This is a genomic window from Pseudomonas sp. ML2-2023-6 (assembly GCF_037055265.1).
GTDB lineage: Bacteria > Pseudomonadota > Gammaproteobacteria > Pseudomonadales > Pseudomonadaceae > Aquipseudomonas > Aquipseudomonas kulmbachensis.
Map to the genome: position 1 here is coordinate 1,457,718 of NZ_CP146347.1, position 24,834 is coordinate 1,482,551.

The 24,834-nt window shown below is 56.7% G+C and carries 22 protein-coding genes, 4 tRNA genes and 1 pseudogene; 19 read left to right on the forward strand and 8 right to left on the reverse strand.

Features of this window, described 5'->3' with window-relative positions; genetic code table 11:
* The first annotated feature begins 176 nt into the window (after positions 1 to 176).
* From murJ to ispH, 6 genes are all read left to right on the forward strand, one after another.
* Positions 177 to 1,715, forward strand: a complete 1,539-nt coding sequence (gene murJ, locus V6L79_RS06725) for a murein biosynthesis integral membrane protein MurJ (RefSeq protein WP_261740903.1) — start codon at positions 177 to 179, stop codon at positions 1,713 to 1,715.
* Between the two features lie 118 nt (positions 1,716 to 1,833).
* Positions 1,834 to 2,784 carry a bifunctional riboflavin kinase/FAD synthetase gene (gene ribF / locus V6L79_RS06730; protein WP_261740904.1) on the forward strand — a complete coding sequence of 317 codons (951 nt, stop codon included), beginning with the start codon at positions 1,834 to 1,836 and terminating at the stop codon, positions 2,782 to 2,784.
* Positions 2,781 to 5,612 (forward strand): isoleucine--tRNA ligase, encoded by a 2,832-nt coding sequence (ileS, locus tag V6L79_RS06735; RefSeq protein ID WP_261740905.1) that lies wholly within the window; start codon positions 2,781 to 2,783, stop codon positions 5,610 to 5,612. Before ribF ends, ileS begins: the two co-directional genes overlap by 4 nt.
* Positions 5,605 to 6,123, forward strand: a complete 519-nt coding sequence (gene lspA, locus V6L79_RS06740) for a signal peptidase II (RefSeq protein ID WP_261740906.1) — start codon at positions 5,605 to 5,607, stop codon at positions 6,121 to 6,123. Before ileS ends, lspA begins: the two co-directional genes overlap by 8 nt.
* On the forward strand, positions 6,116 to 6,553 hold the full coding sequence (gene fkpB, locus V6L79_RS06745) for an FKBP-type peptidyl-prolyl cis-trans isomerase (RefSeq protein ID WP_261740907.1): 438 nt from the start codon (positions 6,116 to 6,118) through the stop codon (positions 6,551 to 6,553). The genes lspA and fkpB overlap by 8 nt, the downstream gene beginning before the upstream one ends.
* A gap of 65 nt (positions 6,554 to 6,618) precedes the next feature.
* Positions 6,619 to 7,566, forward strand: coding sequence for a 4-hydroxy-3-methylbut-2-enyl diphosphate reductase (gene ispH / locus V6L79_RS06750; RefSeq protein ID WP_338579979.1), 948 nt, complete (start codon positions 6,619 to 6,621; stop codon positions 7,564 to 7,566).
* Here ispH and V6L79_RS06755 read toward each other — a convergent pair.
* A complete protein-coding gene (locus tag V6L79_RS06755; protein ID WP_338579980.1) occupies positions 7,563 to 8,084 on the reverse strand; it encodes a GspH/FimT family pseudopilin in 522 nt (173 codons plus the stop codon). The genes ispH and V6L79_RS06755 overlap by 4 nt on opposite strands.
* 243 nt (positions 8,085 to 8,327) lie before the next feature.
* Between V6L79_RS06755 and pilV the strand changes: the two are divergent.
* The 5 genes and pseudogenes from pilV to thiO all read left to right on the forward strand — a co-directional run.
* Positions 8,328 to 8,528, forward strand: a pseudogene (gene pilV / locus V6L79_RS06760) (type IV pilus modification protein PilV); the annotation flags it as partial.
* 35 nt (positions 8,529 to 8,563) lie between these two features.
* Positions 8,564 to 9,238 carry a prepilin-type N-terminal cleavage/methylation domain-containing protein gene (locus tag V6L79_RS06765; protein ID WP_338579981.1) on the forward strand — a complete coding sequence of 225 codons (675 nt, stop codon included), beginning with the start codon at positions 8,564 to 8,566 and terminating at the stop codon, positions 9,236 to 9,238.
* Between the two features lie 8 nt (positions 9,239 to 9,246).
* The gene (locus V6L79_RS06770) at positions 9,247 to 9,789 is read left to right on the forward strand and encodes a PilX N-terminal domain-containing pilus assembly protein (protein ID WP_338579982.1); all 543 of its coding nucleotides are present in this window, start codon (positions 9,247 to 9,249) and stop codon (positions 9,787 to 9,789) included.
* 10 nt (positions 9,790 to 9,799) lie between these two features.
* Positions 9,800 to 10,201, forward strand: a complete 402-nt coding sequence (locus V6L79_RS06775; RefSeq protein WP_261740912.1) for a type IV pilin protein — start codon at positions 9,800 to 9,802, stop codon at positions 10,199 to 10,201.
* 33 nt (positions 10,202 to 10,234) lie between these two features.
* Positions 10,235 to 11,335, forward strand: a complete 1,101-nt coding sequence (gene thiO / locus V6L79_RS06780) for a glycine oxidase ThiO (RefSeq protein WP_338579983.1) — start codon at positions 10,235 to 10,237, stop codon at positions 11,333 to 11,335.
* 109 nt (positions 11,336 to 11,444) lie between these two features.
* On the opposite strand, the gene V6L79_RS06785 is transcribed toward thiO, so the two are convergent.
* Together V6L79_RS06785 and V6L79_RS06790 are read right to left on the reverse strand one after the other, a co-directional pair.
* Positions 11,445 to 11,675 carry a PP0621 family protein gene (locus V6L79_RS06785; RefSeq protein WP_261740914.1) on the reverse strand — a complete coding sequence of 77 codons (231 nt, stop codon included), beginning with the start codon at positions 11,673 to 11,675 and terminating at the stop codon, positions 11,445 to 11,447.
* A gap of 118 nt (positions 11,676 to 11,793) precedes the next feature.
* Positions 11,794 to 12,807, reverse strand: coding sequence for an outer membrane protein assembly factor BamD (locus V6L79_RS06790; RefSeq protein ID WP_261740915.1), 1,014 nt, complete (start codon positions 12,805 to 12,807; stop codon positions 11,794 to 11,796).
* A gap of 148 nt (positions 12,808 to 12,955) precedes the next feature.
* On the opposite strand from V6L79_RS06790, the gene rluD reads away from it, so the two are divergent.
* The 7 genes from rluD to V6L79_RS06825 all read left to right on the forward strand — a co-directional run bounded on the left by rluD (position 12,956) and on the right by V6L79_RS06825 (position 18,060).
* Positions 12,956 to 13,918: a 23S rRNA pseudouridine(1911/1915/1917) synthase RluD gene (gene rluD / locus V6L79_RS06795; protein ID WP_261740916.1), complete on the forward strand. Its 963-nt coding sequence runs from the start codon at positions 12,956 to 12,958 to the stop codon at positions 13,916 to 13,918.
* Positions 13,915 to 14,649: a peptidoglycan editing factor PgeF gene (gene pgeF / locus V6L79_RS06800; protein ID WP_261740917.1), complete on the forward strand. Its 735-nt coding sequence runs from the start codon at positions 13,915 to 13,917 to the stop codon at positions 14,647 to 14,649. Before rluD ends, pgeF begins: the two co-directional genes overlap by 4 nt.
* Before the next feature lie 120 nt (positions 14,650 to 14,769).
* The gene (gene clpB, locus V6L79_RS06805; protein ID WP_261740918.1) at positions 14,770 to 17,337 is read left to right on the forward strand and encodes an ATP-dependent chaperone ClpB; all 2,568 of its coding nucleotides are present in this window, start codon (positions 14,770 to 14,772) and stop codon (positions 17,335 to 17,337) included.
* A gap of 308 nt (positions 17,338 to 17,645) precedes the next feature.
* Positions 17,646 to 17,721: transfer RNA gene (locus V6L79_RS06810), tRNA-Asn, on the forward strand.
* Positions 17,722 to 17,730: 9 nt separating this feature from the next.
* Positions 17,731 to 17,807, forward strand: a tRNA-Pro gene (locus V6L79_RS06815).
* A gap of 5 nt (positions 17,808 to 17,812) precedes the next feature.
* Positions 17,813 to 17,888, forward strand: a tRNA-Lys gene (locus V6L79_RS06820).
* 95 nt (positions 17,889 to 17,983) lie between these two features.
* Positions 17,984 to 18,060: transfer RNA gene (locus V6L79_RS06825), tRNA-Pro, on the forward strand.
* A gap of 210 nt (positions 18,061 to 18,270) precedes the next feature.
* Here V6L79_RS06825 and V6L79_RS06830 read toward each other — a convergent pair.
* Together V6L79_RS06830 and glsA are read right to left on the reverse strand one after the other, a co-directional pair.
* Positions 18,271 to 19,845, reverse strand: coding sequence for an APC family permease (locus V6L79_RS06830; protein ID WP_261740919.1), 1,575 nt, complete (start codon positions 19,843 to 19,845; stop codon positions 18,271 to 18,273).
* Between the two features lie 25 nt (positions 19,846 to 19,870).
* Positions 19,871 to 20,815 (reverse strand): glutaminase A, encoded by a 945-nt coding sequence (gene glsA, locus V6L79_RS06835; RefSeq protein ID WP_261740920.1) that lies wholly within the window; start codon positions 20,813 to 20,815, stop codon positions 19,871 to 19,873.
* 171 nt (positions 20,816 to 20,986) lie between these two features.
* Between glsA and V6L79_RS06840 the strand changes: the two genes are divergently transcribed.
* Positions 20,987 to 22,384, forward strand: a complete 1,398-nt coding sequence (locus V6L79_RS06840; protein ID WP_338579984.1) for a glutamate decarboxylase — start codon at positions 20,987 to 20,989, stop codon at positions 22,382 to 22,384.
* 113 nt (positions 22,385 to 22,497) lie between these two features.
* Here V6L79_RS06840 and V6L79_RS06845 read toward each other — a convergent pair whose 3' ends face one another.
* The 3 genes from V6L79_RS06845 to V6L79_RS06855 all read right to left on the reverse strand — a co-directional run bounded on the left by V6L79_RS06845 (position 22,498) and on the right by V6L79_RS06855 (position 24,758).
* Positions 22,498 to 23,799 (reverse strand): NAD(P)/FAD-dependent oxidoreductase, encoded by a 1,302-nt coding sequence (locus tag V6L79_RS06845; protein ID WP_338579985.1) that lies wholly within the window; start codon positions 23,797 to 23,799, stop codon positions 22,498 to 22,500.
* A 65-nt stretch (positions 23,800 to 23,864) separates the two neighbouring features.
* A complete protein-coding gene (locus V6L79_RS06850) occupies positions 23,865 to 24,038 on the reverse strand; it encodes a DUF3094 family protein (protein ID WP_338579986.1) in 174 nt (57 codons plus the stop codon).
* Positions 24,039 to 24,128: 90 nt separating this feature from the next.
* Positions 24,129 to 24,758 carry a DUF1780 domain-containing protein gene (locus V6L79_RS06855; RefSeq protein ID WP_261740924.1) on the reverse strand — a complete coding sequence of 210 codons (630 nt, stop codon included), beginning with the start codon at positions 24,756 to 24,758 and terminating at the stop codon, positions 24,129 to 24,131.
* Between the last annotated feature and the right edge of the window lie 76 nt (positions 24,759 to 24,834).

Here is a 24,834-nt window from a genome sequence, read left to right on the forward strand (position 1 = left end):
TTGTCAAGGGCGTTTGATGCGATCCGCTGAGTGGTGGATCGAGGCAGACGGGATATTTATTTCCGGCGCTTGACCTGTAAACTCGCGAGCTTGGCTCTGTGCTGTTGCGGCGCGCAGTATCGCATAAGTGGGCGCTTTGTACGCCTGCTCTTTCTCTATAGGCAAAAACTCTTTCAATGAATTTGCTCAAATCGTTAGCAGCCGTCAGCTCTATCACAATGATTTCAAGGGTTCTGGGCTTTATCCGAGACACCATTATTGCGCGCACTTTTGGTGCCGGGATGGCCACGGATGCGTTCTTTATTGCCTTTAAACTGCCTAATCTGCTGCGCAGGATTTTCGCCGAGGGGGCTTTTTCACAGGCCTTTGTGCCGATTCTGGCGGAATACAAAAACCAGCAAGGTGAGGAAGCGACGCGAACATTTGTGGCTTACGTCGCCGGTCTGTTGACGTTGGTACTGGCAATCGTGACCATTTTGGGAATGATTGCCGCGCCTTGGGTGATCTGGGCGACGGCGCCGGGGTTTGCCACCACGCCAGAGAAGTTCGAGCTGACTTCTGACATGTTGCGGGTAACGTTCCCTTATATATTGCTGATCTCGCTGTCATCGTTGGCAGGGGCAATCCTCAATACCTGGAACCGCTTTGCAGTGCCGGCCTTTGTTCCGACGCTGCTTAACGTCAGCATGATTATTTTCGCATTGTTCCTGACCCCGTACTTTGATCCGCCGGTGATGGCGCTCGGGTGGGCGGTGTTGGCCGGCGGTTTGGCCCAATTGCTGTTTCAGCTGCCGCATCTAAAGAAAATCGGCATGTTGGTCCTGCCACGGCTGAATCTGCGTGACACCGGGGTATGGCGGGTCATGAAGCAAATGCTGCCAGCTATTCTGGGCGTTTCAGTCAGTCAAATTTCTCTGATTATCAACACTATTTTTGCCTCATTCCTGGTTGCCGGGTCGGTGTCCTGGATGTACTACGCAGACCGTCTGATGGAGTTGCCTTCAGGTGTGTTGGGTGTGGCGTTGGGCACGATTCTGTTGCCGACACTGTCAAAAACCTACGCCAATAAAGACCGCCAGGAGTATTCGCGGATCCTCGATTGGGGCTTGCGTCTGTGCTTTGTACTGGTGCTGCCATGCTCGTTGGCGCTGGCGATTCTGGCTGAGCCGCTGACTGTGTCGTTGTTTCAGTATGGTCAGTTTTCGGCGTTGGATGCGGCCATGACCCAGCGCGCGTTAATCGCATATTCGGTTGGCCTGCTCGGTATTATTTTGATTAAAGTACTGGCGCCCGGGTTTTACGCGCAGCAGAACATACGGACCCCGGTGAAAATTGCCGTGTTCACGCTGATCGTTACGCAGTTACTCAACCTGGTATTTATTGTGCCGTTGCAGCATGCCGGTCTGGCACTGGCAATCAGCGTGGGTGCCTGCATCAATGCCGGGCTGCTGTTTTGGCAGATGCGCAAGCAAAAGCTGTTTGTCGCGCAGCCAGGCTGGACCAAGTACCTGTTCAAGCTGGTGTTGGCGGTGGCCGTGATGTCCGCTGTGTTGCTGGGTTTGATGCATCTGATGCCTGCCTGGGATCATGGCAATATGCTGGAGCGCTTTACTCGTCTGGGCGGGTTGGTTGTTGCAGGCGTGCTGGCGTATTTCGGCATGTTGTTGCTGTTGGGCTTGCGTTTGAAGGATTTCGCCCGCAAGTCACTTATGTAAGGTAATTGAAGGTCAGACGTCGATTTTGTCGAATTGACCTGATTTGCCTTGCGCTGTTGCCTGTCGTACCGGGCTGGGTGTGGTTATAATCGACCACTTTATGAGCAAGAAGCGCGTTATGCAGCTGGTTCTAGGCCTTCACAATCTGCGGCCCCAGCATCGGGGCTGCGTCGCCACTATTGGCAACTTTGACGGTGTACACCGTGGTCACCAGGCTATCCTGGGCCGGCTGCGTGAGCGTGCACTGGAGTTGGGCGTGCCCAGCTGCGTGGTGATTTTCGAACCGCAGCCGCGCGAGTTCTTTGCCCCCGAAACAGCCCCGGCGCGTTTGGCCCGGCTGCGCGACAAGCTGCAGCTGCTGGCGGACGCCGGGGTTGATCGGGTGCTGTGCCTGGCGTTCAATCAACGCTTGTGCAAGCTCAGCGCTGCCGAGTTTGTCGACACCATTCTGGTGGACGGCCTGGGTGTGCAACATCTGGAAGTCGGTGACGACTTTCGTTTTGGCTGCGACCGCGTGGGCGACTTCGACTTTTTACAGCAAGCAGGCCTGATGCAGGGCTTTACCGTCGAGGCCGCGCAAACGGTCGAACTTGATGGCGTACGCATCAGCAGCACCAAGGTGCGCGATGCCTTGGCCGTCGCAGATTTCCCCCTCGCAGAACGTTTGCTGGGGCGTCCTTTTCAAATTGCTGGCAGGGTATTGCACGGGCAAAAACTGGCGCGCCAATTAGGTACGCCGACAGCCAATATCCAGCTCAAGCGTCGTCGTGTTCCGTTGACCGGGGTTTACCTGGCCAGCGTCGAGATTGATGGTAAAACCTGGCCCGGCGTCGCCAACATTGGCGTCAGGCCAACCGTAGCAGGGGATGGCAGCGCCCATCTTGAAGTACATCTATTGGATTTCGCCGGTGATCTGTATGGCCGGCGTTTGACTGTGGCATTCCACCACAAGCTGCGTGATGAGCAGCGTTTCGCCTCCCTGGAGGCGCTCAAGACGGCGATCAATGCGGACGTCGCCGCCGCCCGAGCCTATTGGCTGGGTCAACCGCTTAAAAAGAGCCTGAAATGACCGACTACAAAGCCACGCTAAACCTCCCGGACACCGCCTTCCCAATGAAGGCCGGCCTGCCACAGCGCGAACCGCAAATTTTGCAGCGCTGGGACAGCATTGGCCTGTACGGGAAGTTGCGCGAGATTGGCAAGGATCGTCCGAAGTTCGTACTTCACGACGGTCCTCCGTACGCCAACGGCACGATTCACATCGGTCATGCGCTGAACAAGATTCTCAAGGACATGATCATCCGCTCCAAGACCCTTTCGGGTTTTGACGCGCCGTACGTGCCGGGCTGGGACTGCCACGGTCTGCCAATTGAGCATAAGGTCGAAGTGACCCACGGTAAAAACCTGAGCGCGGATAAAACCCGCGAGCTGTGCCGTGCCTATGCCACTGAGCAGATCGAAGGCCAGAAGTCCGAGTTCATCCGCCTGGGTGTGCTGGGTGACTTCGCCAACCCGTACAAAACCATGGACTTCAAAAACGAAGCCGGTGAAATCCGTGCTTTGGCCGAAATCGTCAAAGGCGGTTTCGTATTTAAAGGCTTGAAGCCTGTGAACTGGTGTTTCGACTGCGGTTCGGCCCTGGCTGAAGCAGAAGTTGAATATCAGGACAAAAAATCGGCCGCCATCGACGTCGCGTTCCCGATTGCGGATGAAGCCAAGCTGGCTGAGGCCTTTGGCCTGGCAGCTCTGAGCAAGCCAACCTCGATCGTGATCTGGACCACCACCCCGTGGACCATTCCGGCCAACCAGGCGCTTAACGTGCATCCGGAGTTCACCTACGCGCTGGTCGACGTAGGCGACAAACTGCTGGTATTGGCTGAAGAACTGGTTGAATCCAGCCTTGCTCGCTACAACCTGCAAGGTTCGGTCATCGCCACCACAACCGGTGCTGCGCTGGAGCTGATCAACTTCCGTCACCCGTTCTACGACCGTCTGTCGCCAGTTTATCTGGCCGAGTACGTTGAACTGGGCGCTGGCACTGGCGTGGTTCACTCCGCCCCGGCTTACGGCGTAGACGACTTCGTGACCTGTAAAGCCTATGGCATGGTCAACGACGACATTATCAACCCGGTGCAAAGCAATGGCGTGTATGTGCCGTCGCTGGAGTACTTCGGTGGCCAGTTCATCTGGAAGGCCAACCAGAACATCATCGACAAGCTGATCGAAGTCGGCTCGCTGATGTTTACCGAAACCATCAGCCACAGCTATATGCACTGCTGGCGCCACAAGACTCCGCTGATCTACCGCGCTACCGCGCAGTGGTTTATCGGCATGGACAAAGAGCCGACTGCCGGCGATACCCTGCGCACCCGTGCGATCAAGGCTATCGAAGACACTCAGTTTGTTCCGGCATGGGGTCAGGCCCGCCTGCACTCAATGATCGCCAATCGCCCTGACTGGTGCATCTCGCGTCAACGCAACTGGGGCGTACCGATTCCGTTCTTCCTGAACAAGGAAAGCGGCGAGCTGCACCCACGCACCGTCGAAATGATGGAAGAAGTGGCCAAGCGCGTTGAAGTCGAAGGCATTGAAGCCTGGTTCAAAATGGACGCCGCCGAGCTGCTGGGCGACGAAGCGCCGTTGTACGACAAGATCACTGACACCCTGGACGTCTGGTTCGATTCGGGCACTACGCATTGGCACGTTCTGCGCGGTTCGCACCCGATGGGTCACGAGACCGGCCCGCGTGCCGATCTGTACCTCGAAGGTTCCGACCAGCACCGTGGCTGGTTCCACTCGTCGTTGCTGACCGGTTGTGCCATCGACAACCACGCGCCGTACCGTGAACTGCTGACCCACGGTTTCACCGTGGACGAGGCGGGCCGCAAAATGTCCAAATCTTTGGGCAACGTGATTGCACCGCAGAAGGTCAACGACACCTTGGGCGCTGACATCATGCGTCTGTGGGTTGCTTCGACCGACTATTCGGGTGAAATCGCGGTTTCCGACCAGATCCTGCAACGCAGTGCGGACGCCTACCGGCGTATCCGTAACACCGCGCGCTTCCTGCTGTCGAACCTGACCGGCTTCAACCCGGCTACCGACATCCTGCCAGCCGAAGAAATGCTGGCCCTGGACCGTTGGGCTGTGGATCGCGCTCTGTTGCTGCAACGCGAGCTTGAGCTGCATTACGGCGAATACCGTTTCTGGAACGTGTACTCCAAGGTGCATAACTTCTGCGTGCAGGAGCTGGGTGGTTTCTACCTGGATATCATCAAGGACCGTCAGTACACCACCGGCGCTGACAGCAAGGCCCGTCGTTCGTGCCAGACCGCACTGTTCCACATCTCCGAAGCGCTGGTGCGCTGGATCGCTCCGATCCTGTCGTTCACCGCTGACGAGTTGTGGCAATACCTGCCAGGCGAGCGCAACGAATCGGTCATGCTCAACACCTGGTATGAAGGCCTGACTGAAATGCCGGAAGGCACCGAAATGGATCGCGCCTATTGGGAGCGGATCATGGCGGTCAAGGTTGCGGTCAACAAAGAGATGGAAAACCTGCGCGCAGCCAAAGCCATTGGCGGCAACTTGCAGGCTGAAGTCACCTTGTTCGCCGAAGATCAACTGGCCGCGGACCTGTCCAAGCTGAGCAACGAACTGCGTTTCGTGCTGATCACCTCCACTGCCAGCGTTGCACCGTTCTCGCTGGCGCCTGTGGATGCGGTTGTTACCGAAGTAGCGGGCCTCAAGCTCAAAGTGGTCAAGTCGGCTCACGCCAAGTGCGCGCGCTGCTGGCATTGCCGCGAAGATGTCGGCGTGAACCCGGAGCATCCGGAAATCTGCGGCCGTTGCGTGGACAACATCAGCGGCGCCGGCGAGGTACGTCACTATGCCTAATACCAGCACTACCGGGCGCTTCGGGCGCCTGGGCTGGCTCTGGTTGACCTTGCTGGTCCTGGTCATTGACCTGACCACCAAGGTCTATTTCGACAACTCGCTGCAGATGTACCAGCAAATTGTGGTGATCCCTGATCTCTTCAGCTGGACCCTGGCCTACAACACTGGCGCGGCCTTCAGCTTTCTGGCTGACAGTGCTGGCTGGCAGCGCTGGTTGTTTGCATTGATTGCTGTAGTGGTCAGTACTGTGCTGGTGGTTTGGCTCAAGCGCCTTGGGCGCAATGACACTTGGTTGGCCATCGCGCTGGCACTGATTCTGGGTGGCGCGTTGGGTAATCTGTATGACCGCATTGCCTACGGCCATGTAGTCGATTTCATTCTGGTGCATTGGCAAAATCGCTGGTACTTCCCTGCTTTCAACTTCGCCGACAGTGCGATTTGTGTAGGTGCCGTGATGCTGGCGTTGGATATGTTCAAAAGTAAAAAGTCCGGAGAGCCCGCTCATGACTGAGCAACGCATTGGCCAAAACACACAAGTCACTCTGCATTTCGCTTTGCGCCTGGAGAATGGCGACACCGTCGACAGCACCTTCGACAAATCCCCGGCCACCTTCAAGGTTGGTGATGGCAGCCTGCTTCCAGGTTTTGAAGCTGCATTGTTCGGTTTCAAGGCGGGTGACAAGCGCACGCTGGAAGTTCCTCCAGAGAACGCCTTTGGCCAGCCTAACCCGCAAAATGTGCAGATAATTGCGCGTTCGCAGTTCAAGGACATGGAGTTGTCGCAGGGTTTGCTGGTGATATTCAACGACGCGGCCAATACCGAGCTTCCGGGTGTGGTCAAAGTCTTTGACGATGAACAAGTAACTATCGATTTCAATCATCCGTTGGCAGGCAAAACCCTGACCTTCGAGGTTGAAATCAAAGACGTTAAAGCGCTGTAACTCAGTGCCCGGCTGCGGCCGGGCCTGATAGGCATTATTTTTCTGCGCGCCCCACGAGGCCTAGTATGCATATCAAACTCGCCAACCCCCGTGGCTTCTGCGCTGGGGTGGACCGTGCGATTGAAATCGTCAATCGTGCTCTGGAAGTCTTCGGTCCGCCTATCTATGTTCGCCACGAAGTGGTGCACAACAAATTTGTCGTCGAAGACCTGCGCTCCCGTGGCGCGATCTTCGTTGAAGAGCTGGATCAGGTTCCGGACGATGTCATTGTGATTTTCAGTGCTCACGGCGTTTCCCAGGCCGTACGTACAGAAGCTTCAGGGCGTGGTCTTAAAGTATTTGACGCTACCTGCCCGCTGGTGACCAAAGTGCATATCGAAGTTGCGCGCTATAGCCGTGACGGTCGTGAGTGCATCCTGATCGGCCATGCCGGTCACCCTGAAGTTGAAGGCACCATGGGTCAGTACGACGCCGGTAATGGCGGTGCGATTTACCTGGTTGAAGACGAAAAAGACGTCGCCAACCTGCAGGTCGCCAACCCGGAAAAACTGGCGTTTGTTACCCAGACCACCTTGTCGATGGACGATACCAGTCGTGTCATTGACGCCCTGCGCGCGCGCTTTCCAGCCATTGGCGGGCCGCGCAAGGACGACATCTGCTACGCGACGCAAAACCGTCAGGATGCGGTCAAGCAGTTGGCCGATGAGTGCGATGTCGTGTTGGTGGTGGGCAGCCCGAACAGCTCCAACTCCAACCGCCTGCGTGAGCTGGCTGAACGTATGAAGACGCCGGCCTATCTGATCGATGGAGCCGAAGACCTGCAAAAAAGCTGGTTCGACGGTGTGCAGAACATTGGTATTACGGCAGGTGCTTCGGCCCCTGAAGTTCTGGTACGTGGCGTGATCCAACAGTTGCATGCCTGGGGCGCAACCGGTGCCGATGAGCTGGCCGGCCGCGAAGAGAACATTACGTTCTCCATGCCCAAGGAACTGCGTGTTCGCGCAATCACCTAAGCTTTTGCACATAACGCCTGTGCAGCCTGATCGCTGCGCAGGCTGATACGCCCGCTTTTTGCCAGTACCACCTGAAAGTGGCTCTGTGCAGTCCTGGCCTGACAAACGTGCAGCGTCCCTGCCTGGAAGGCGCCCCCACTTAGCAGAGGTTCGCCCAACGGGTTGAAACGCACATGGTTTTTAACTGGCGTATTGCCCGCAATGGGTATGCGTCCACTGACTTGGGTTTCGCTCAGTACCGGGTTGCTCTTGTCCAGATGGCTCTGGCCATTGAGGTCCAAAATAGTCCGCCAACCTCGGCTCCAGTCCCCCTCTAGCGCATAAACCACTACATATTGATGACGTAGCAGTGCTTCGGTACGTGCGCTGCGCAGGCTGCTGGCCAGTTGTTCGGCAGCGACCTGGTGCCGTTGATTTTCAGTGAGCGCGCTATAGACCGGGCTGGAAAATCGGGCAGCGATCGCCACGATCGTCAGTGCCAGCAGTAACTGGATCAGGCTCATGCCACGTTGGTGCACAGTGTCCTCCCTGGATATTTTCTGGCATGTGTTATCGGTATAGCTGAAGCGGAATCTGCGGATCCCCGGTAATAGTTTCATCATGTTTGTGGCGTTATTGACCGGCTACGGCTCACGAAGTCAGGTGAATAATCGTGTTGTCTTGCTTGGCATCGTCCTACCAGTGGGGGCTGTAACTGGCGCTAGGCTTTTGGCTGGGCGACACAGGATGTGTCGTTGTCGTCATAGACATGGAGGGTTCACATGCCTCGATTAAATAAAAGCCGACAAGTTGGAATGACCCTGATCGAAGTGCTGATTGCGCTGTTGATTCTGTTTATCAGCCTGTTGGGTTCTGCCGGTATGCAGCTCAATGCCCTGAAATACACCACCAGCGCGCTAACAAGTACCCAGGCCAGTTTTATTGCCTACAGCACGCGGGATCAGGTGCGGGCCGCCGTGAATCCGACCCTGAACCGCCATGCAACGGCAAAAGCATCATGAACAGACCGAATTCGGGGTTTGGCCTGATCGAGCTGATGGTGGCTTTGACGTTGGGTTCGCTGGTGGTGTTGGGGCTGGCACAAGTTTTTTTAAGCAGTCGCGCCACCTACTTGAGCCAGCGCTCATCGGCAATGCTGCAAGAGGATGCGCGCTATGTGCTGAGCAAAATGGCGCGTGAAATTCGCATGGTGGGCATGTTCGGCTGCCTTCCGATTGATCGCATCATTGATGCACCGGAGGTGTTTAAAACGCCTGTTTCCGGGCATGGCAAATCGTTTCGCATGATCACTGCGGACATGGGGCGTCAGGCGGGTAGGCCTGACTGGACGGTGGTGTCTGACTGCACAACATTCGCAAAAGCCTACCCTGGCGCGCGATTATCTTTGGCCCTTGGTGAAGTGGCTTTCCCCCTGCGTGAGTTGTTTTACCGCTTCGAGAGTGGGCAGTTGAAAACCGGGCCCAATAAAACAGTGCTGCTCGATAATGTGGCTGCGTTTGATGTGAGTTTTGGCGTAGCAGGTGCGCAGTCGGTGATGCGCTATGAGGACCGTCCGGCCAATGTTTCCAGTATCCGTAGCGTACGTATCGGCCTGACCTTGCGAGACCCTGGGGGGCGGGTCAAGGATCAGGCATATCAGTTGGTTGTCGCTTTGCGTAATAGACGGGTTTAGGGCCGCCCATGTCTTTTTCGTTAAGTACTCAGCGTGGGATGGTGCTGCTGGTCAGCCTGGTATTTATGTTGCTGCTCAGCCTGACGGGCCTGGCTTCCATGGTCAGCGCAACACAGCAGGAAAAAATGGCTGCAGCCATTCAGCGTGCCCATCACTCATTCCAGGCTGCGGAAGCGGCGCTAAACAGTGGTGAATCCTGGCTTCTGGACGGATGGGTCGGATTAGTGCCGTGCACTTCGCCAGCCAGCTGTAACCCGCCTGCAGAGGCCCACTCTCAGGTAGTGCCAGCGCTTGATCCGGTATCCGGGGTGCTTTGGGTGGGCGTTACGGATGGGTTGTATGGCATGCAGAACCTTGGGCCGAGTGTTACTCCAGGGCATTTCCCGGTGACCACCACGACCCATTTATATCGAGTTACCGGCATTGGCTTGCGCGGGCAGTCGCGTACGGTACTGGAGAGTATTTATGCACGTTATCAGGACGTGTATGACGGTCCTGAAGAGGATGCCCCCCAGCGTTTTCGCCGGGTTATGTGGCGGCAGCTGCAATAGGGAATACGCAATGTATAGACGTGGAGCAGGTTTTACCTTGATCGAACTGATGATCGCTGTGGTGATCATCGGTATCCTTGGTGCATTCGTTTATCCGCTGTATGGCGATTATGTGAAGCGGGCGTATCGCTCTCAAATCGTTGTCCTGTTAACGACGCAAGCCCAAAGTCTCGAGCGCTTTTATACAAAAAACGCGATATATAGCGGCGTGCAAGACCTCAGTTCAGGTAATCAGTACTACGACATTACGATCGATCTCGCAGATCACGCCTTCTTGCTGACGGCGACGCCTAAAGCGGGTTCGGCAATGGCGGGTGATCCATGCGGGAGCTTTATGCTGGCTCATACCGGTTTGGCAACGATTACCCAGGCCGCCCCGGGCCTGACACTGCATCAGTGCTGGGGGCGCTAACGATTAATTTTGAATCACGGGCTGGATTAATAGATGGCTAGGCAGCAACGGGTAGTGATTGTCGGGGGTGGGGTTATCGGCCTGCTGACTGCGTTTAATCTGGCCGCTGATGTTGAGCAGGTGGTTCTGCTGGACCGTAGTGGTGTAGGGCAGGAGTCTTCATGGGCGGGCGGAGGGATTGTTTCGCCGCTTTATCCGTGGCGCTATAACTGTGCGGTTACGGCACTGGCCCACTGGTCACAGGATTTTTACCCACTATTGGCCGAGCGTTTGTTCGCCTCTACGGGGGTCGATCCAGAAGTGCATACCACCGGCCTGTATTGGCTGGATCTGGACGATGAGGCGCAGGCACTGGAGTGGGCCCGGCGTGAGGGCAGGCCACTTGCAACGGCCGATATCTCGGCGGTTGGCGATGCTGTGCCGGTGTTGGGTGGCGGTTATTCGCGCGCCATTTATATGGCCGATGTAGCCAATGTGCGCAATCCGCGGCTGGTTAAGTCGCTCAAGGCTGCGCTGCAGGCCATGCCCAATGTCACGATTCATGAGCAGTGCGAGGTCCTGGGGTTTATTCATGAAGGCGAAAAAATTGCCGGTGTGAATACCACTCAAGGTGAGATTCGCGGCGACGAAGTGGTGCTGTCGGCGGGTGCATGGAGCGGGGAGCTGTTGAGTGGCTTGGGTATTGAGCTACCCGTGGAACCGGTCAAAGGCCAGATGATTTTGTACAAGTGCGCGTCCGACTTCTTGTCGTGCATGGTGCTGGCTAAAGGGCGTTACGCCATCCCACGTCGCGACGGTCATATCCTGATCGGCAGCACGCTGGAGCACGAAGGTTTTGACAAAACCCCGACTCAAACAGCCCTTGAGAGCCTGAAGGCCTCCGCGGTCGAGTTGATCCCAGCATTGGCTGATGCAGAAGTGGTGGGGCATTGGGCTGGCTTGCGCCCGGGGTCGCCGGAAGGCATTCCGTATATTGGTCGGGTGCCGGGCTTTTGCGGGTTGTGGCTCAACTGTGGGCATTATCGCAACGGGCTGGTGCTGGCGCCGGCATCCTGCCAGTTGTTTGCTGATTTGCTACTGGGCCGTGAGCCGATCATCGATCCGGCGCCTTATGCGCCAGAGGGGCGAATTTAAGGCTTGCGCTGTAGCCGCTGCCGCAGGCTGCGATGAATTGCGCAGCGACTCTGAAGTATTGAAGGTCCTGCGGCCTTTATCGCAGCCTGCGGCAGCGGCTACAGGGGAACTAGCCCCGTGGCTTTGGCCCTTGCTCCAGATGCTGCTGGGTGCAATACCACTCTTGTTGCTGGCTCAGTGCCCGGTCGCGGGGCAGGTGCACGCCGCAGTGGGCGCAGCGCACCATCGGTAGGACGCCCGGTTCGACCGGTTTTTTGGTATCGGCCGCAACGGCTTTGTATTTGCGCCAGAGCCACACGCCCGCAGCAATCAGAGCAGCCCAGATCAGTAAACGAAGCATGGTTATTCGCTATTCGAGAAAAGATGCGCCAGTTTAGCCAAGGACTTGGCAGGCGCACAGCGCCAAATCAAACATAAAAAAAGAGCCCCGAAGGGCTCTTTTTTTTGGCGCTGAACAATCAGTCGAACAGGCCAAGGGTCATGTAGCTGAACCATGAGCGGCTTTTACCTTCCGCTTCAGGTTCTGGTATCACATTGCCGTCAGCATCCTTTGGCTTCAGTTCAGCCGGGATTGCATCCTTGGCGTCCTGATACTGCTTCTGGATGTCCATGTTGGCACGGGTTTCACCCGGTGGCAGCGGCGTAGTGGACTCGATCAGGCCCAAGGTGGCCTTGCTCAGCCACGAGCGGTTGTCCGATTCGGAAGTCTGCGGAACAAACTGACCGTCAACCAGGCTTGGGTGGTCCGGATAGTTGGTTTTGAGCACTTCAAGGCTGGTGTTGGCCAACTGGTCGAGGTGCATGCGCTGGTAAGACTCAACCATTACCGCCAGGCCGTCACCGACCGAAGGGGTTTCCTGGAAGTTTTCGACCACATAGCGACCACGGTTGGCAGCAGCTACATAGGCCTGACGAGTCAGGTAGTAATCGGCTACGTGGATTTCATACGCTGCCAGCAGGTTGCGCAGGTAAATCATGCGCTGCTTGGCGTCTGGTGCGTAACGGCTGTTGGGGTAGCGGCTGGTGAGCTGGGCGAACTCGTTGTAAGAGTCACGTGCAGCGCCAGGATCGCGCTTGGTCATGTCCAGCGGCAGGAAGCGCGCCAGCAGGCCCACGTCCTGGTCAAACGAGGTCAGGCCTTTAAGGTAATAGGCGTAATCAACGTTGGGATGCTGTGGATGCAGGCGGATAAACCGTTCTGCAGCCGACTTGGCCGCTTCGGGTTCGGAGTTTTTGTAGTAGGCGTAAATCAGTTCAAGCTGGGCTTGGTCGGCGTAGCGACCGAACGGGTAGCGTGACTCCAGAGCCTTGAGTTTGGCGGTAGCACTGGTATAGCTGTGGTTGTCCAGGTCGGCCTGTGCCTGCTGGTACAGCTCGACTTCGCTGAGGTTTTCGTCAACTACTTCTTTTGTCGACGAGCAAGCGGCAGTCAGTGCGAGGATGGCGATCAGCAGCAGGTGTCTCACTTGCATGGCGGCTTGCGTCCCTATGACGGCCGCTGTCTTGGGCGGGTCCGTCCTGTTATGATGAGCGCCCCGTGAAAAGCCTCGGGGCAAAAGACGCCGTATTTAACCACAAGCGCGCAGCCGAAACCAAAGGCTTGGCGCGGTCCTGATGAGCATGTCCGAGAAAATTCAACTTCGCGAAGAGGTGCCGTCCGAACTGGGTGGCCAACGCCTCGATCAAGTCGCCGCACAATTATTCGCTGAGCACTCGCGCTCGCGCCTTTCCGCCTGGATCAAAGATGGCCGCCTTACTGTGGACGGAGCCGTCATACGCCCCCGTGACATTGTGCACGGTGGTTGCATCCTGGAGCTGACTGCAGAGCAGGAAGCCCAGGGTGAGTGGATCGCTGAAGACATCCCCCTGGATATCGTCTATGAAGACGATGACATCCTGGTCATCAACAAGCCCGCGGGCCTGGTGGTGCACCCGGCTGCGGGGCATGCCAGTGGCACTTTGCTCAACGCCTTGCTGCACCACATACCGGACATTATCAATGTGCCGCGTGCTGGGATCGTGCATCGCCTGGACAAGGACACCACTGGTCTGATGGTGGTCGCCAAGACCATCCAGGCGCAGACGCAACTGGTTACACAGTTGCAGAGCCGCAGTGTCAGCCGGATCTATGAGTGCATTGTTATCGGTGTTGTCACCGCCGGGGGCAAGATCGACGCGCCCATCGGTCGTCACGGCCAGCAGCGCCAGCGCATGGCGGTAATGGAAGGCGGCAAGCAGGCGGTAAGTCATTACCGTGTGCTTGAGCGTTTCCGTTCCCACACCCATGTACGGGTCAAGCTGGAAACCGGTCGTACGCACCAGATTCGTGTGCATATGTCTCATATCAACTTCCCGTTGGTCGGAGACCCTGCCTACGGTGGTCGCTTCCGCATTCCGCCGTCTGCCAGTGTGACGATGGTCGAATCGCTGAAAACTTTCCCGCGTCAGGCGCTCCATGCTCGTTTCCTGGAGCTGGATCATCCGACGACCGGTAAGCGCATGAGCTGGGAATCGCCACTGCCGGACGATTTTGTCTGGTTGCTGACGTTGCTCAAGCAAGACCGCGAGGCATTCATCGGGTGAACACCTTCCTGATTCCTGACTGGCCTGCGCCGGCAGGCATCAGGGCCTGTGTGACCACTCGTGCGGGCGGCGTCAGTCTGGCGCCGTTCGACAGCTTCAATCTGGGCGACCATGTGGGCGACGACCCTGTCGCTGTTGCGCATAACCGCCAGCGCCTTACCCATATTTTTGACGTACAGCCCGCTTGGCTCAGCCAGGTTCACGGGGTTGTAGTCGCACCTGCCAACCCTGAACTGATTGTTGAAGCCGACGCCAGCTGGACGGCCACTCCCGGTATTGCCTGCACGGCAATGACGGCAGACTGCTTGCCTGCGCTGTTTTGCGATCGTGCAGGCACTCGCGTTGCAGCAGCCCATGCCGGTTGGCGCGGGCTTGCAGCGGGGGTGCTTGAAGCCGCAGCGCAAAGCCTCAATGTTGAACCGCAAGAGATTCTTGTGTGGCTGGGACCGGCCATCGGCCCCAAAGCGTTCGAGGTTGGCACCGAGGTTCGGGAAGTCTTTGTCACGGACATGCCTGAAGCGGCTGGAGCCTTTGTGCCCAGCGCCAATGCCGGGCGCTACATGGCCGACATCTATGAGCTGGCGCGTTTGCGCTTGGCCCGTTTCGGCATCAACGCCGTATACGGTGGCGGTTTTTGCACCGTGACCGACCCTCGCTTTTATTCCTACCGGCGCAGTCCTCGTACTGGCCGTTTTGCATCACTGGTTTGGATCGAAAGACCGTCCAGCTGACTTGCGTCATTTTTCAAGCGCTTGAAACTCCCGTAATTGCCCGCATCTACTAAGGTATCTGGCAGGTTTCTTCATTCAGGAGTTTCCATCCCTCCGGCCTGCTCATAAGGAAGGTGACGAATGCGTATAGATAGATTAACCAGCAAGCTGCAATTGGCGTTGTCCGATGCTCAGTCTTTGGCCGTAGGCCTTGACCATCCGGCCATTGAGCCTGCTCACTTGATGCAAGCATTGCTGGAACAGCAGGGCGGTTCGATCAAGCCGCTGCTGATGCAAGTCGGTTTTGATGTAAACAGCCTGCGCAAAGAACTGGCTAAAGAGCTCGATCAGCTGCCAAAAATCCAGAATCCTACTGGCGACGTGAATATGTCGCAGGATCTGGCGCGTCTGTTGAACCAGGCAGACCGGCTGGCGCAGCAAAAAGGCGATCAGTACATCACCAGCGAAATGGTGTTGCTGGCGGCCATGGACGACAACAGCAAGCTGGGCAAACTGTTGCTGGGCCAAGGCGTCACCAAGAAAGCCCTGGAAAACGCCATCAACAACTTGCGCGGTGGCGAAGCGGTCAACGACCCGAACGTCGAAGAGTCGCGTCAGGCGCTGGATAAATACACCATCGACCTGACCAAGCGCGCCGAAGAAGGCAAGCTCGACCCGGTCATTGGTCGTGACGATGAAATTCGCCGCACCATTCAGGTCTTGCAGCGTCGTACCAAAAACAACCCGGTACTGATCGGTGAACCTGGCGTGGGTAAAACCGCGATTGCCGAAGGTCTGGCCCAACGGATCATCAACGGCGAAGTGCCTGACGGCCTCAAAGGCAAACGCCTGCTGTCGTTGGACATTGGTGCGTTGATTGCTGGTGCCAAGTTCCGTGGTGAGTTCGAAGAGCGTCTTAAAGCATTGCTCAACGAGCTGTCGAAACAGGAAGGGCAAATCATCCTGTTTATCGACGAACTGCACGTAATGGTCGGTGCCGGCAAGGGCGAGGGCGCAATGGACGCGGGCAACATGCTCAAGCCTGCGCTGGCGCGAGGTGAGTTGCACTGTGTAGGTGCCACAACGCTCAACGAGTACCGCCAATACATCGAGAAGGACGCAGCGCTTGAGCGTCGTTTCCAGAAAGTACTGGTAGAAGAGCCGAGCGAAGAAGACACCATCGCGATCCTGCGTGGCCTCAAAGAGCGTTATGAGGTTCACCACAAGGTGGCTATTACCGACGGTGCAATCATTGCCGCGGCCAAGCTCAGCCATCGCTATATCACGGATCGTCAGTTGCCCGACAAGGCGATTGACCTGATCGACGAGGCGGCCAGCCGTATCCGCATGGAGATCGACTCCAAGCCTGAGGTACTGGACCGTCTGGAGCGCCGCTTGATTCAACTCAAGGTTGAAGCGCAGGCACTCAAGAAAGAAGAAGACGAGGCAGCGAAAAAGCGCCTTGAGAAACTGCAGGAAGAAATCCAGCGTCTTGAGCGCGAGTATTCTGACCTGGAAGAAATCTGGACCTCGGAAAAAGCCGAAGTGCAGGGTTCTGCGCAGATCCAGCAGAAGATCGAGCAAGCGCGCCAGGAGCTTGAAGTGGCACGCCGCAGCGGTAACCTCAACCGCATGGCTGAGTTGCAGTACGGGATCATTCCCGACCTGGAGCGCAGCCTGCAAATGGTCGATGAGCACAGCAGCAAAACTGAAAACCAGTTGCTGCGCAGCAAGGTGACCGAAGAGGAAATCGCTGAAGTGGTATCGAAGTGGACGGGTATCCCGGTCTCCAAGATGCTCGAAGGCGAGCGCGACAAGCTGATGAAGATGGAAAGCTTGCTGCATCAGCGCGTGATTGGTCAGGACGAGGCGGTTGTGGCTGTGTCCAACGCGGTACGCCGTTCACGTGCAGGCCTGAGTGACCCGAACCGCCCAAGCGGCTCGTTCATGTTCCTTGGCCCGACCGGTGTGGGTAAAACCGAGCTGTGCAAGGCGCTGGCCGAGTTCCTCTTTGATACTGAAGAGGCGATGGTGCGGATCGATATGTCCGAGTTCATGGAGAAACATTCCGTGGCTCGATTGATTGGTGCGCCACCGGGCTATGTAGGTTACGAAGAAGGCGGTTACTTGACCGAAGCAGTACGGCGCAAGCCTTACTCGGTGATCCTGCTGGACGAAGTCGAGAAGGCTCACCCGGACGTGTTCAACGTGTTGCTGCAAGTGCTTGAAGACGGTCGCCTGACTGACAGTCATGGTCGCACGGTGGACTTCCGCAATACGGTGATCGTGATGACGTCCAACCTGGGCTCTGCACAGATCCAGGAGCTGGTTGGTGATCGTGAAGCACAGCGTGCAGCGGTGATGGATGCGGTAAGCACCCACTTCCGTCCGGAGTTTGTGAACCGGATCGACGAAGTGGTGATCTTCGAGCCTCTGGCCCGTGATCAGATTGCCGGCATCGCCGAGATCCAGTTGGGTCGTCTGCGCAGCCGTCTGACTGAGCGTGACCTGAGCCTTGAGCTGAGTCAGGAGGCTCTGGATAAACTGATAGCGGTAGGTTACGACCCGGTTTATGGCGCACGCCCTCTGAAACGTGCGATCCAGCGCTGGATCGAAAACCCGTTGGCACAGCTGATTCTGTCCGGTCAGTTCTTGCCAGGCACTACCGTGGTAGCCACCGTGAAGGACGACGAAATCGTCTTTGCATAAGGCTTGAAAGTGGTGCTTTAAGGAAGGCCTCGCATTGCGAGGCCTTTTTTTTATTTAGGGTGTTGATCTATAAGGAAAACGCGAGTAAAGTGCGCCCCGCAGTAAGTCACCCGCAACGGCAACTTGGCCCAAACCGAGAAGCCCGCTAGAAGAGCTAAGTAATTGTCTTCTAACGAAAAATAAGGGTTGACAAGGGTTTTAAAGCTTGTAGAATAGCCGACCTCAGAGACGCCAACGCAGCGATGCGAAGAACTCGAAGAGTGTTGCAAAGCAGTAAAGCAACAACGTTGTAGATTGAAATATGTAGTTCCGCGATAGCTCAGTTGGTAGAGCAAATGACTGTTAATCATTGGGTCCCTGGTTCGAGTCCAGGTCGTGGAGCCATTTTCAAGCCGGGGTATAGCGCAGTCCGGTAGCGCGCCTGCTTTGGGAGCAGGATGTCAGGAGTTCGAATCCCCTTACCCCGACCATTTTTGGGTCGTTAGCTCAGTTGGTAGAGCAGTTGGCTTTTAACCAATTGGTCGTAGGTTCGAATCCCACACGACCCACCATTTTTGGCTCCAGTTAACCCTGGAGTTAGATCTTAAGATCAGAGGCCAAAAGCACTGATCGCAGAAGGCGCCTCTTGAAGGTGCCTTTTTTTTACCGGGGTATAGCGCAGTCCGGTAGCGCGCCTGCTTTGGGAGCAGGATGTCAGGAGTTCGAATCCCCTTACCCCGACCATTTTCTGCCCAGCAGTAATGGGTGTAGAAAATAAGGTACTGATGCCAACCGCATCAGACACCATAAAAAAAGCGTCCTTCGGGACGCTTTTTTTATGCCTGCAGAAAACCAGGCCTGTAGTCGCTGGCAAGGTAAGCAGGCTGCGATGTGCATAACGCGGTTCATCTGACGAACCGCAGTGAGGCCTCGCAGCCGCGACTACAAAGGGCCTCAGCTTACGCTTGGGGCCGCTGGCGGAGCTGTAACCAGGCTGGGGCTGGTACTTGCGGCCTTGGTATCCGCATCTTGCAGATCCTGCAATGCTGCAGAATATTGATCTGACTCGGCCTTGGGCACCATCTGCCACGAAGGCTTGCGCAGCGCATAGAAGATAAACGGCGGCGTCCCTGCGACGACCAATCCCAGCAACAAAATCCCGGCATACTCAAAAAACGGCATGCTGCTGAAATTATTTGGCGGAATAAAGCCGAAAATCAGCGCCACGCACGTCGACATCAAGCCCAGATAGCACCAGCCATGCAGCCCCTTGAGCACATAGCCACGTTTTACATTGGGCTGTGTCTTGCGCAGCTTCATGGCAGCCATAAACATAAATACGTAAATGATCAGGTACATCAGCGCCGCCATCGCACTGATCATCCAGAAGGCATCCGATACGTTGTCGAGAAAGATATAGATCGTCGACAGCAGCGTGACGATCACGGCCTGCAAGTACAGAATATTTTTTTGCACCCCTTTGCTGTTCACTTCTTGCATCACGGGTGGAAGCATCCCGGCCTTGCCGACAAACAGCAGGCCTGTAGATGGCCCGGCAGTCCAGGCCAAAACCCCGCCCAAGGCGCCGATAATCAGCAGAATGGCCATGATCGGCGTTGCCCACGGCATATTGAAGCCTGCAAAGAAGGCGGCATAAGCCTGAATAACGCCAGCGGTGAGGCTGGTTGAGTCAGCGGGAACCACCAGCGAAATCGCCACGGTCGGCGGGATAAACACCAGCAGGATCATAAAGAAGGCCAAAAGAATCGCCCGCGGCATTTCTTTTTGCGGGTTGCGCAATTCACGGGCATGAATGGCGTTCATTTCGATACCTGCAAACGCCAGGAAGTTACTCACAATCAGTACCAGGCCGGTGATGGCGCCGGTAAATTCCCGCCATAAGTCCGGGTGCAGGTTGTGCGAACCGGTTCTGACCGTGGAGTGTGTATCGAAAATGGTCGGAATCAGCGCGCTCCAGGTTAACGGTGTTGCGGATTTATGCCCCAGCACTAGCCACGCCACGCCGAGCAGTACCAGCAGCGCGGCAGGCAATGCGGTGCCCAGCAGCATGAACCATGACGTCAGTTTCGACAGCGTTGTCAGGCCATTGAGGGCGACAAACGTCGATAACCAATACAGAACGATAATGACAGCAGCCGTGAATACACCACTTTTGGCCAGTTCCGGGTTGATCAGATACGCCATGGTACTGGCACCAAACCCGAGCACAATCGGGTACCAGACCACCACTTGCACCCACATGAACCACATGATGAAAAAACCCGGTCGATCACCATAGGCTTGTCTGACCCAGCCATAAATCCCGCCGTTCCAGCCGGTCCCCAGCTCAGAGGCCACCAGCGAGACCGGGATAAAAAACAGCAGTGCCGGAATGACATACAGAAATACCGAACCCAGGCCATACACGGCCATGCTCGGCAGTGAACGAATACTGGCAACGGCTGCAACCATCATGAAGCAGATGGTAAGCCACGACATGTAAGTTTTAGTTTTGTTGGCGGTAGTCATAAATGCCTCCCTGCATTTCGCGTGATTAGTGCAGCAGGCTCAGGTTGAGCGTGCGGCTGAGATATTCGGCGGCCAACTGACCGCGAACGCTATTGCCTGCCACATCCAGCGGCGGGGCGAAAGCGGCGATGGCGCAGACGCCAGGAACCACAGCCAGAATCCCGCCACCGACCCCGCTTTTACCCGGCAGGCCGACTTTGTAATACCAGTCGCCAGTGGTGTCATAGAGACCATTCAAGGTCATCTCGGAAAGGATTGGTGCCACGTTTTTGGCTGCCACAACTTGCTTGTCAGTGACCGGGTTGACGCCGCCGTTGGCCAGGGTCGCGCCCATGGTGACCAGGTCATGACAGGTAATCGACATCGAGCATTGGCGGGTGTAGACATCGCACACTTGCATGGGGTCGGCATGCATGTAGCCGTAACTTTGCAGTAGCCAGGCAATCCCGCGATTGTGCTGATTGCTGCTGGCTTCGGATTGGTAAACCTCGTCGTTGAGCATCAGTTCACGCCCGGCAAAAGCGTTGTAAGTCGCTTGTATCTGGTCCCAGCGAGCCTGCGCAGAGTCGGCCTCAAGCAGGCTGACCGTGGCCATCGCGCCTGCGTTTACGAAGGGGTTGAGCGGTCGGCCCTTGTGCAGCTCCAGGGCGATCACCGAGTTGAACGGTTCACCGGTTGGGTCGCAGCCGATCTTGCTCCGCAAGACCTGTGGCCCGACCTCATCGAGCACTCGGGCGAGGGTAAATACCTTGGAAATAGACTCTATGGCGAAGGCGTAATCGGTGTCCCCTACCTCGGCATGGGTGCCATCACAGAACATGATGCTGATGCCGAAAAGGTGGGATGGCACGGAGGCCAAGTAGGGAATATAGCTGGCATTTTTGCCGTGCTGATTGCTGGAAAACCGCAGCAGTGCTTCGTCCAACGCCTTTTTCACCGCGCTGTCGACGGTTGAAGGTTTGTGCTTCATCGTGCTCGCTCCATGAGTACTTTCAATAATCGAGACTATAGATCGGAAAACTCACAATGCCCGGAAATCGGACAGCAGACTCGAAATGCTTGTCTATGCTGGCAGGGTCAAAGCTGAGCCAGAGTTGCAAGGGCAGGCTCAAAGGTTGACCAATACTCAAGGAGAGTTCACATGGCACTGCACCGTATCAAGCGCAACAAGGACGTTGATCCCGTGTTTGGTTCTTCTGCGCTGGCTCATGCCGCTGCGATCAAACTGTTTCCGGAGGCTGAGCAAGCGCCGGGTGAGGTTTATCAACTGGTTCACGATGAGTTGTATCTGGATGGCAACTCCCGGCAGAACCTCGCGACCTTCTGCCAGACGTGGGAAGAGGACGAAGTTCACAAGCTGATGGACCTGTCGATCGACAAGAACATGATCGACAAGGACGAGTACCCGCAGTCAGCGGAGCTGGAAAACCGCTGTATCCATATGCTGGCGGACTTATGGCATTCCCCGGCGGCGGCCACCACCATCGGTACATCGACCGTTGGTTCCAGTGAAGCCTGCATGCTCGGTGGTTTGGCAGCTTTGTGGCGCTGGCGCGCCGTGCGCAAGGCGGCTGGCAAACCGACGACTACGCCGAATATGGTGTGCGGCCCGGTGCAGGTGTGCTGGCACAAATTTGCCCGTTACTGGGACGTGGAAATTCGTGAAGTGCCGATGTCTGAAGGTCATTGGTTCATGACCCCCGAGGACATGCTGGAACGGGTCGATGAAAATACCATCGTGGTGGTGCCGACCTTTGGCCAGACTTTTACCGGGCTGTATGAAACCGTAAAACCGTTGTCTGATGCCCTGGATGATCTGCAAAAAGGCACCGGCCTGAACGTTGATCTGCATGTCGACGGCGCAAGTGGTGCGATGCTGGCACCGTTTTGTGCCCCCGATATTCTGTGGGATTTCCGAGTGCCGCGGGTCAAGTCCATCAGCACCTCCGGGCATAAGTTCGGCCTTGCCCCGCTGGGCGCGGGCTGGGTGGTTTGGCGCGACGAGAATGAGTTGCCTGAAGGGTTGGTTTTCCATGTGAATTATCTGGGGGGCGACATGCCGACTTTCGCCCTGAACTTTTCACGTCCGGCCGGACAAATCATCGCGCAGTACTACAACTTCTTGCGCCTGGGCCGTGAGGGGTATGAGCGGATCCATTCGGCGTGCTACGAAACAGCACAGTTTTTGGCGGCTGAACTGGTCAAGGTCGGGCCGTTCGAGATGCTCTATAACGGTGACCCGCAGTTGGGGATTCCAGCGCTGACCTGGCGTCTGAAGCCCGGCGTAAAAACCGGTTACTCGCTCTATGATCTGGCAGATCGGCTGCGCACACGTGGTTGGCTGGTGCCAGCGTACAGCTTGCCAGCGAATGTAGAAAAAGTGGTGGTACAGCGGATTCTGGTGAAGCAGGGCCTGTCGATCGACATGGCCAAGTTGTTGTTGGAAGACTTTGTACGGGCGATCAAATTCTTTGACGAACATCAGCCCCACGGCTTTAAAGGCCGTGAAGCCGAGTCGGGTAACCACGCCGGGCGTTGACGCCTGCCTCCTGTTGGGGCGAGCTTGCATCGCGATGCAGGCAACGCAAATCTGATGTCAAATTGCGTTGCTGCTATCGCGAGCAAGCCCGTTCCCACAGGTTTTGGTGCTCCTTAGTGCAGTTTCAGGCGCGGCTCGGTGCCGCGTCCGATTCTGCTGCCCAGCATTAGCATCAATGTGCGGAAGGTGCCGTACAGCGCCATTTGGTGCATGCGATACAGCGAAATGTAAAACATCCGCGCCAACCAGCCTTCCAACATCACGGTGCCCATCAGGCTGCCCATCAAGTTACCCACAGCCGAAAAACTCGACAGTGAAATCAGCGAGCCATAATCGCGGTACTTGTAGTCTGGAAGTTGCACTTGCCCCTCAATCCGCAGTTTCAGCGACTTGGCCAGCAGCGAAGCTTGCTGGTGGGCGGCCTGGGCGCGAGGCGGAACCAGCTTGTCGGTGCCCGGTTGTGGGCAGGCTGCGCAATCGCCAAAGGCAAAAATATTCTCATCGCGCGTGGTTTGCAGGGTAGGGCGGACCACCAGTTGGTTGATGCGGTTGGTTTCCAGCCCGGCGATTTCCTGAAGAAAGCCCGGCGCCCGAATCCCTGCCGCCCAAACTTTCAGGCTTGCAGCAATTACCTGACCATCTTTGGTAATCAAGCTATCAGCTGTTACTTCGCTGACGGCAGAATTGGTCAGCACCGTGACGCCGAGTTTTTCCAGGGTTTTATGCACAGGCCCGCCGATCCGATCCGGCAGCGCGGGTAACACCCGTGGGCCAGCCTCGATCAGGGTGATATGCATGTTTTCCGGCTTGATGCGGTCCAGTCCGTAAGCCGCCAGCTCGTGCGCGGCATTGTGCAGTTCGGCCGCCAGCTCAACCCCGGTCGCGCCCGCACCGACAATGGCGACGCTGATCTGCTCGACCTCATCGCTTTGCCCGGCATGAGCGCGCAGGTAGTGATTAAGCAATTGCTGATGGAAACGTTCGGCCTGCTTGCGGGTATCCAGGAACAGGCAATGCTCGGCTGCGCCCTTGGTGCCGAAGTCATTGGTGGTACTGCCCACAGCAATCACCAGTGTGTCGTAACTCAGCTCACGAGCAGGCACCAGCTCCTGGCCATTTTCATCGAGGGTTGCCGACAATGAGATCTTTTTCAGTTCACGATCCAGTCCGCTCATGCGCCCCAGCTGGAATTGAAAGTGATTCCACTTGGCCTGGGCGACGTAGTTGAGTTCGTCTTCCGATGAGTTCAGGGAACCTGCGGCCACTTCATGCAACAGCGGTTTCCAGATGTGGGTCAGGTTGGCATCGACCAGCGTGACGCTGGCTTTGCCGTGCTTGCCTAGAGTCTTGCCCAGGCGGGTCGCCAACTCCAGGCCGCCGGCACCGCCGCCGACGATAACAATACGATGGGTCATGGGTATCACTCACAAGGCTTAAAAAAATTCTGTGCCAGAGCGTACCCGGGCGAGCGCAACGCAGCTCATAGCACCAGGTAACTCAGGAGGCGGCTCAAAAGGCCCATGCCGATTACCACGATCACTACCACCGCAAGGAGCAGCCAGGGCCGGAATGGTCGGCGCTCAACCTGATTTTGTGGCAGTTGCAGGTACTCTTCGACATGCTTCAGATCATCCGGGTTCAGGCGGCTGGGCATATTTTTGGCCTCGTCAAATAGACGTTGCGGGATGTGTAAAAGCTACAGCGAGATGGAAACAAGCATAGCCCGTTGGGGCTGAACACGAACTTACAGGCTGATGCCTACATCAAAAATAATGCTGCGCCCCAGGTTGTTGCGCAGAAAGTCCGGCGCATCCGGTTGTGCGAACAGCACGCGGGCAAAGGTGGGTCCTACCAGTGACAGCGAACGCCAGCCTTGGCGCAAGTACTCGGTCGGGGGCGGGAAGTGGCTGTTAAGGTCCAGCACTTCGCGTTTGAGACTGGAAAACGCAATGATGTCCAATTGCCCCAAGTCGATATCCCGCTCTTGGTAGTTCCTGGCTTTTTTGTGCAGGGTGGGACCCAGGCGCTGCAACAGTTTGCTCGCCGGGATCCGCTTGGGTCGGGCCTCGCGCCGCACCAGCTGGCTCAGGGAATAGGCGCTGCGGCGGCGCTGGAGTTCTTCACGCCATTCATCGTTCAGGCGCCGCCCCTCATCGAGCACAAAGAACACTTCAAAGCGCGCCTCGCCGAACAATACGTCGGGCGGCTCCTGGCTTGCCTGCAGAAAGTCTTCGTTGTGATAGGGAATGTTCAAGCCTTGCAGCAGGCGCTGGCAGACCCAACGCTCACGCTCCCATTTGCGGGCATTGGATAGAAAGGCGTTGGCTTGCTCGGCCTGGATGGTGAGCAGGCGTAAATAATCAGAGTCGTCCATGGATGCAGCTTAGCCTTGAAACAGGTGTTACTGAAAGTCCGGGTGTAGACTCAGGCGCATCAAACATGGAGGGTTG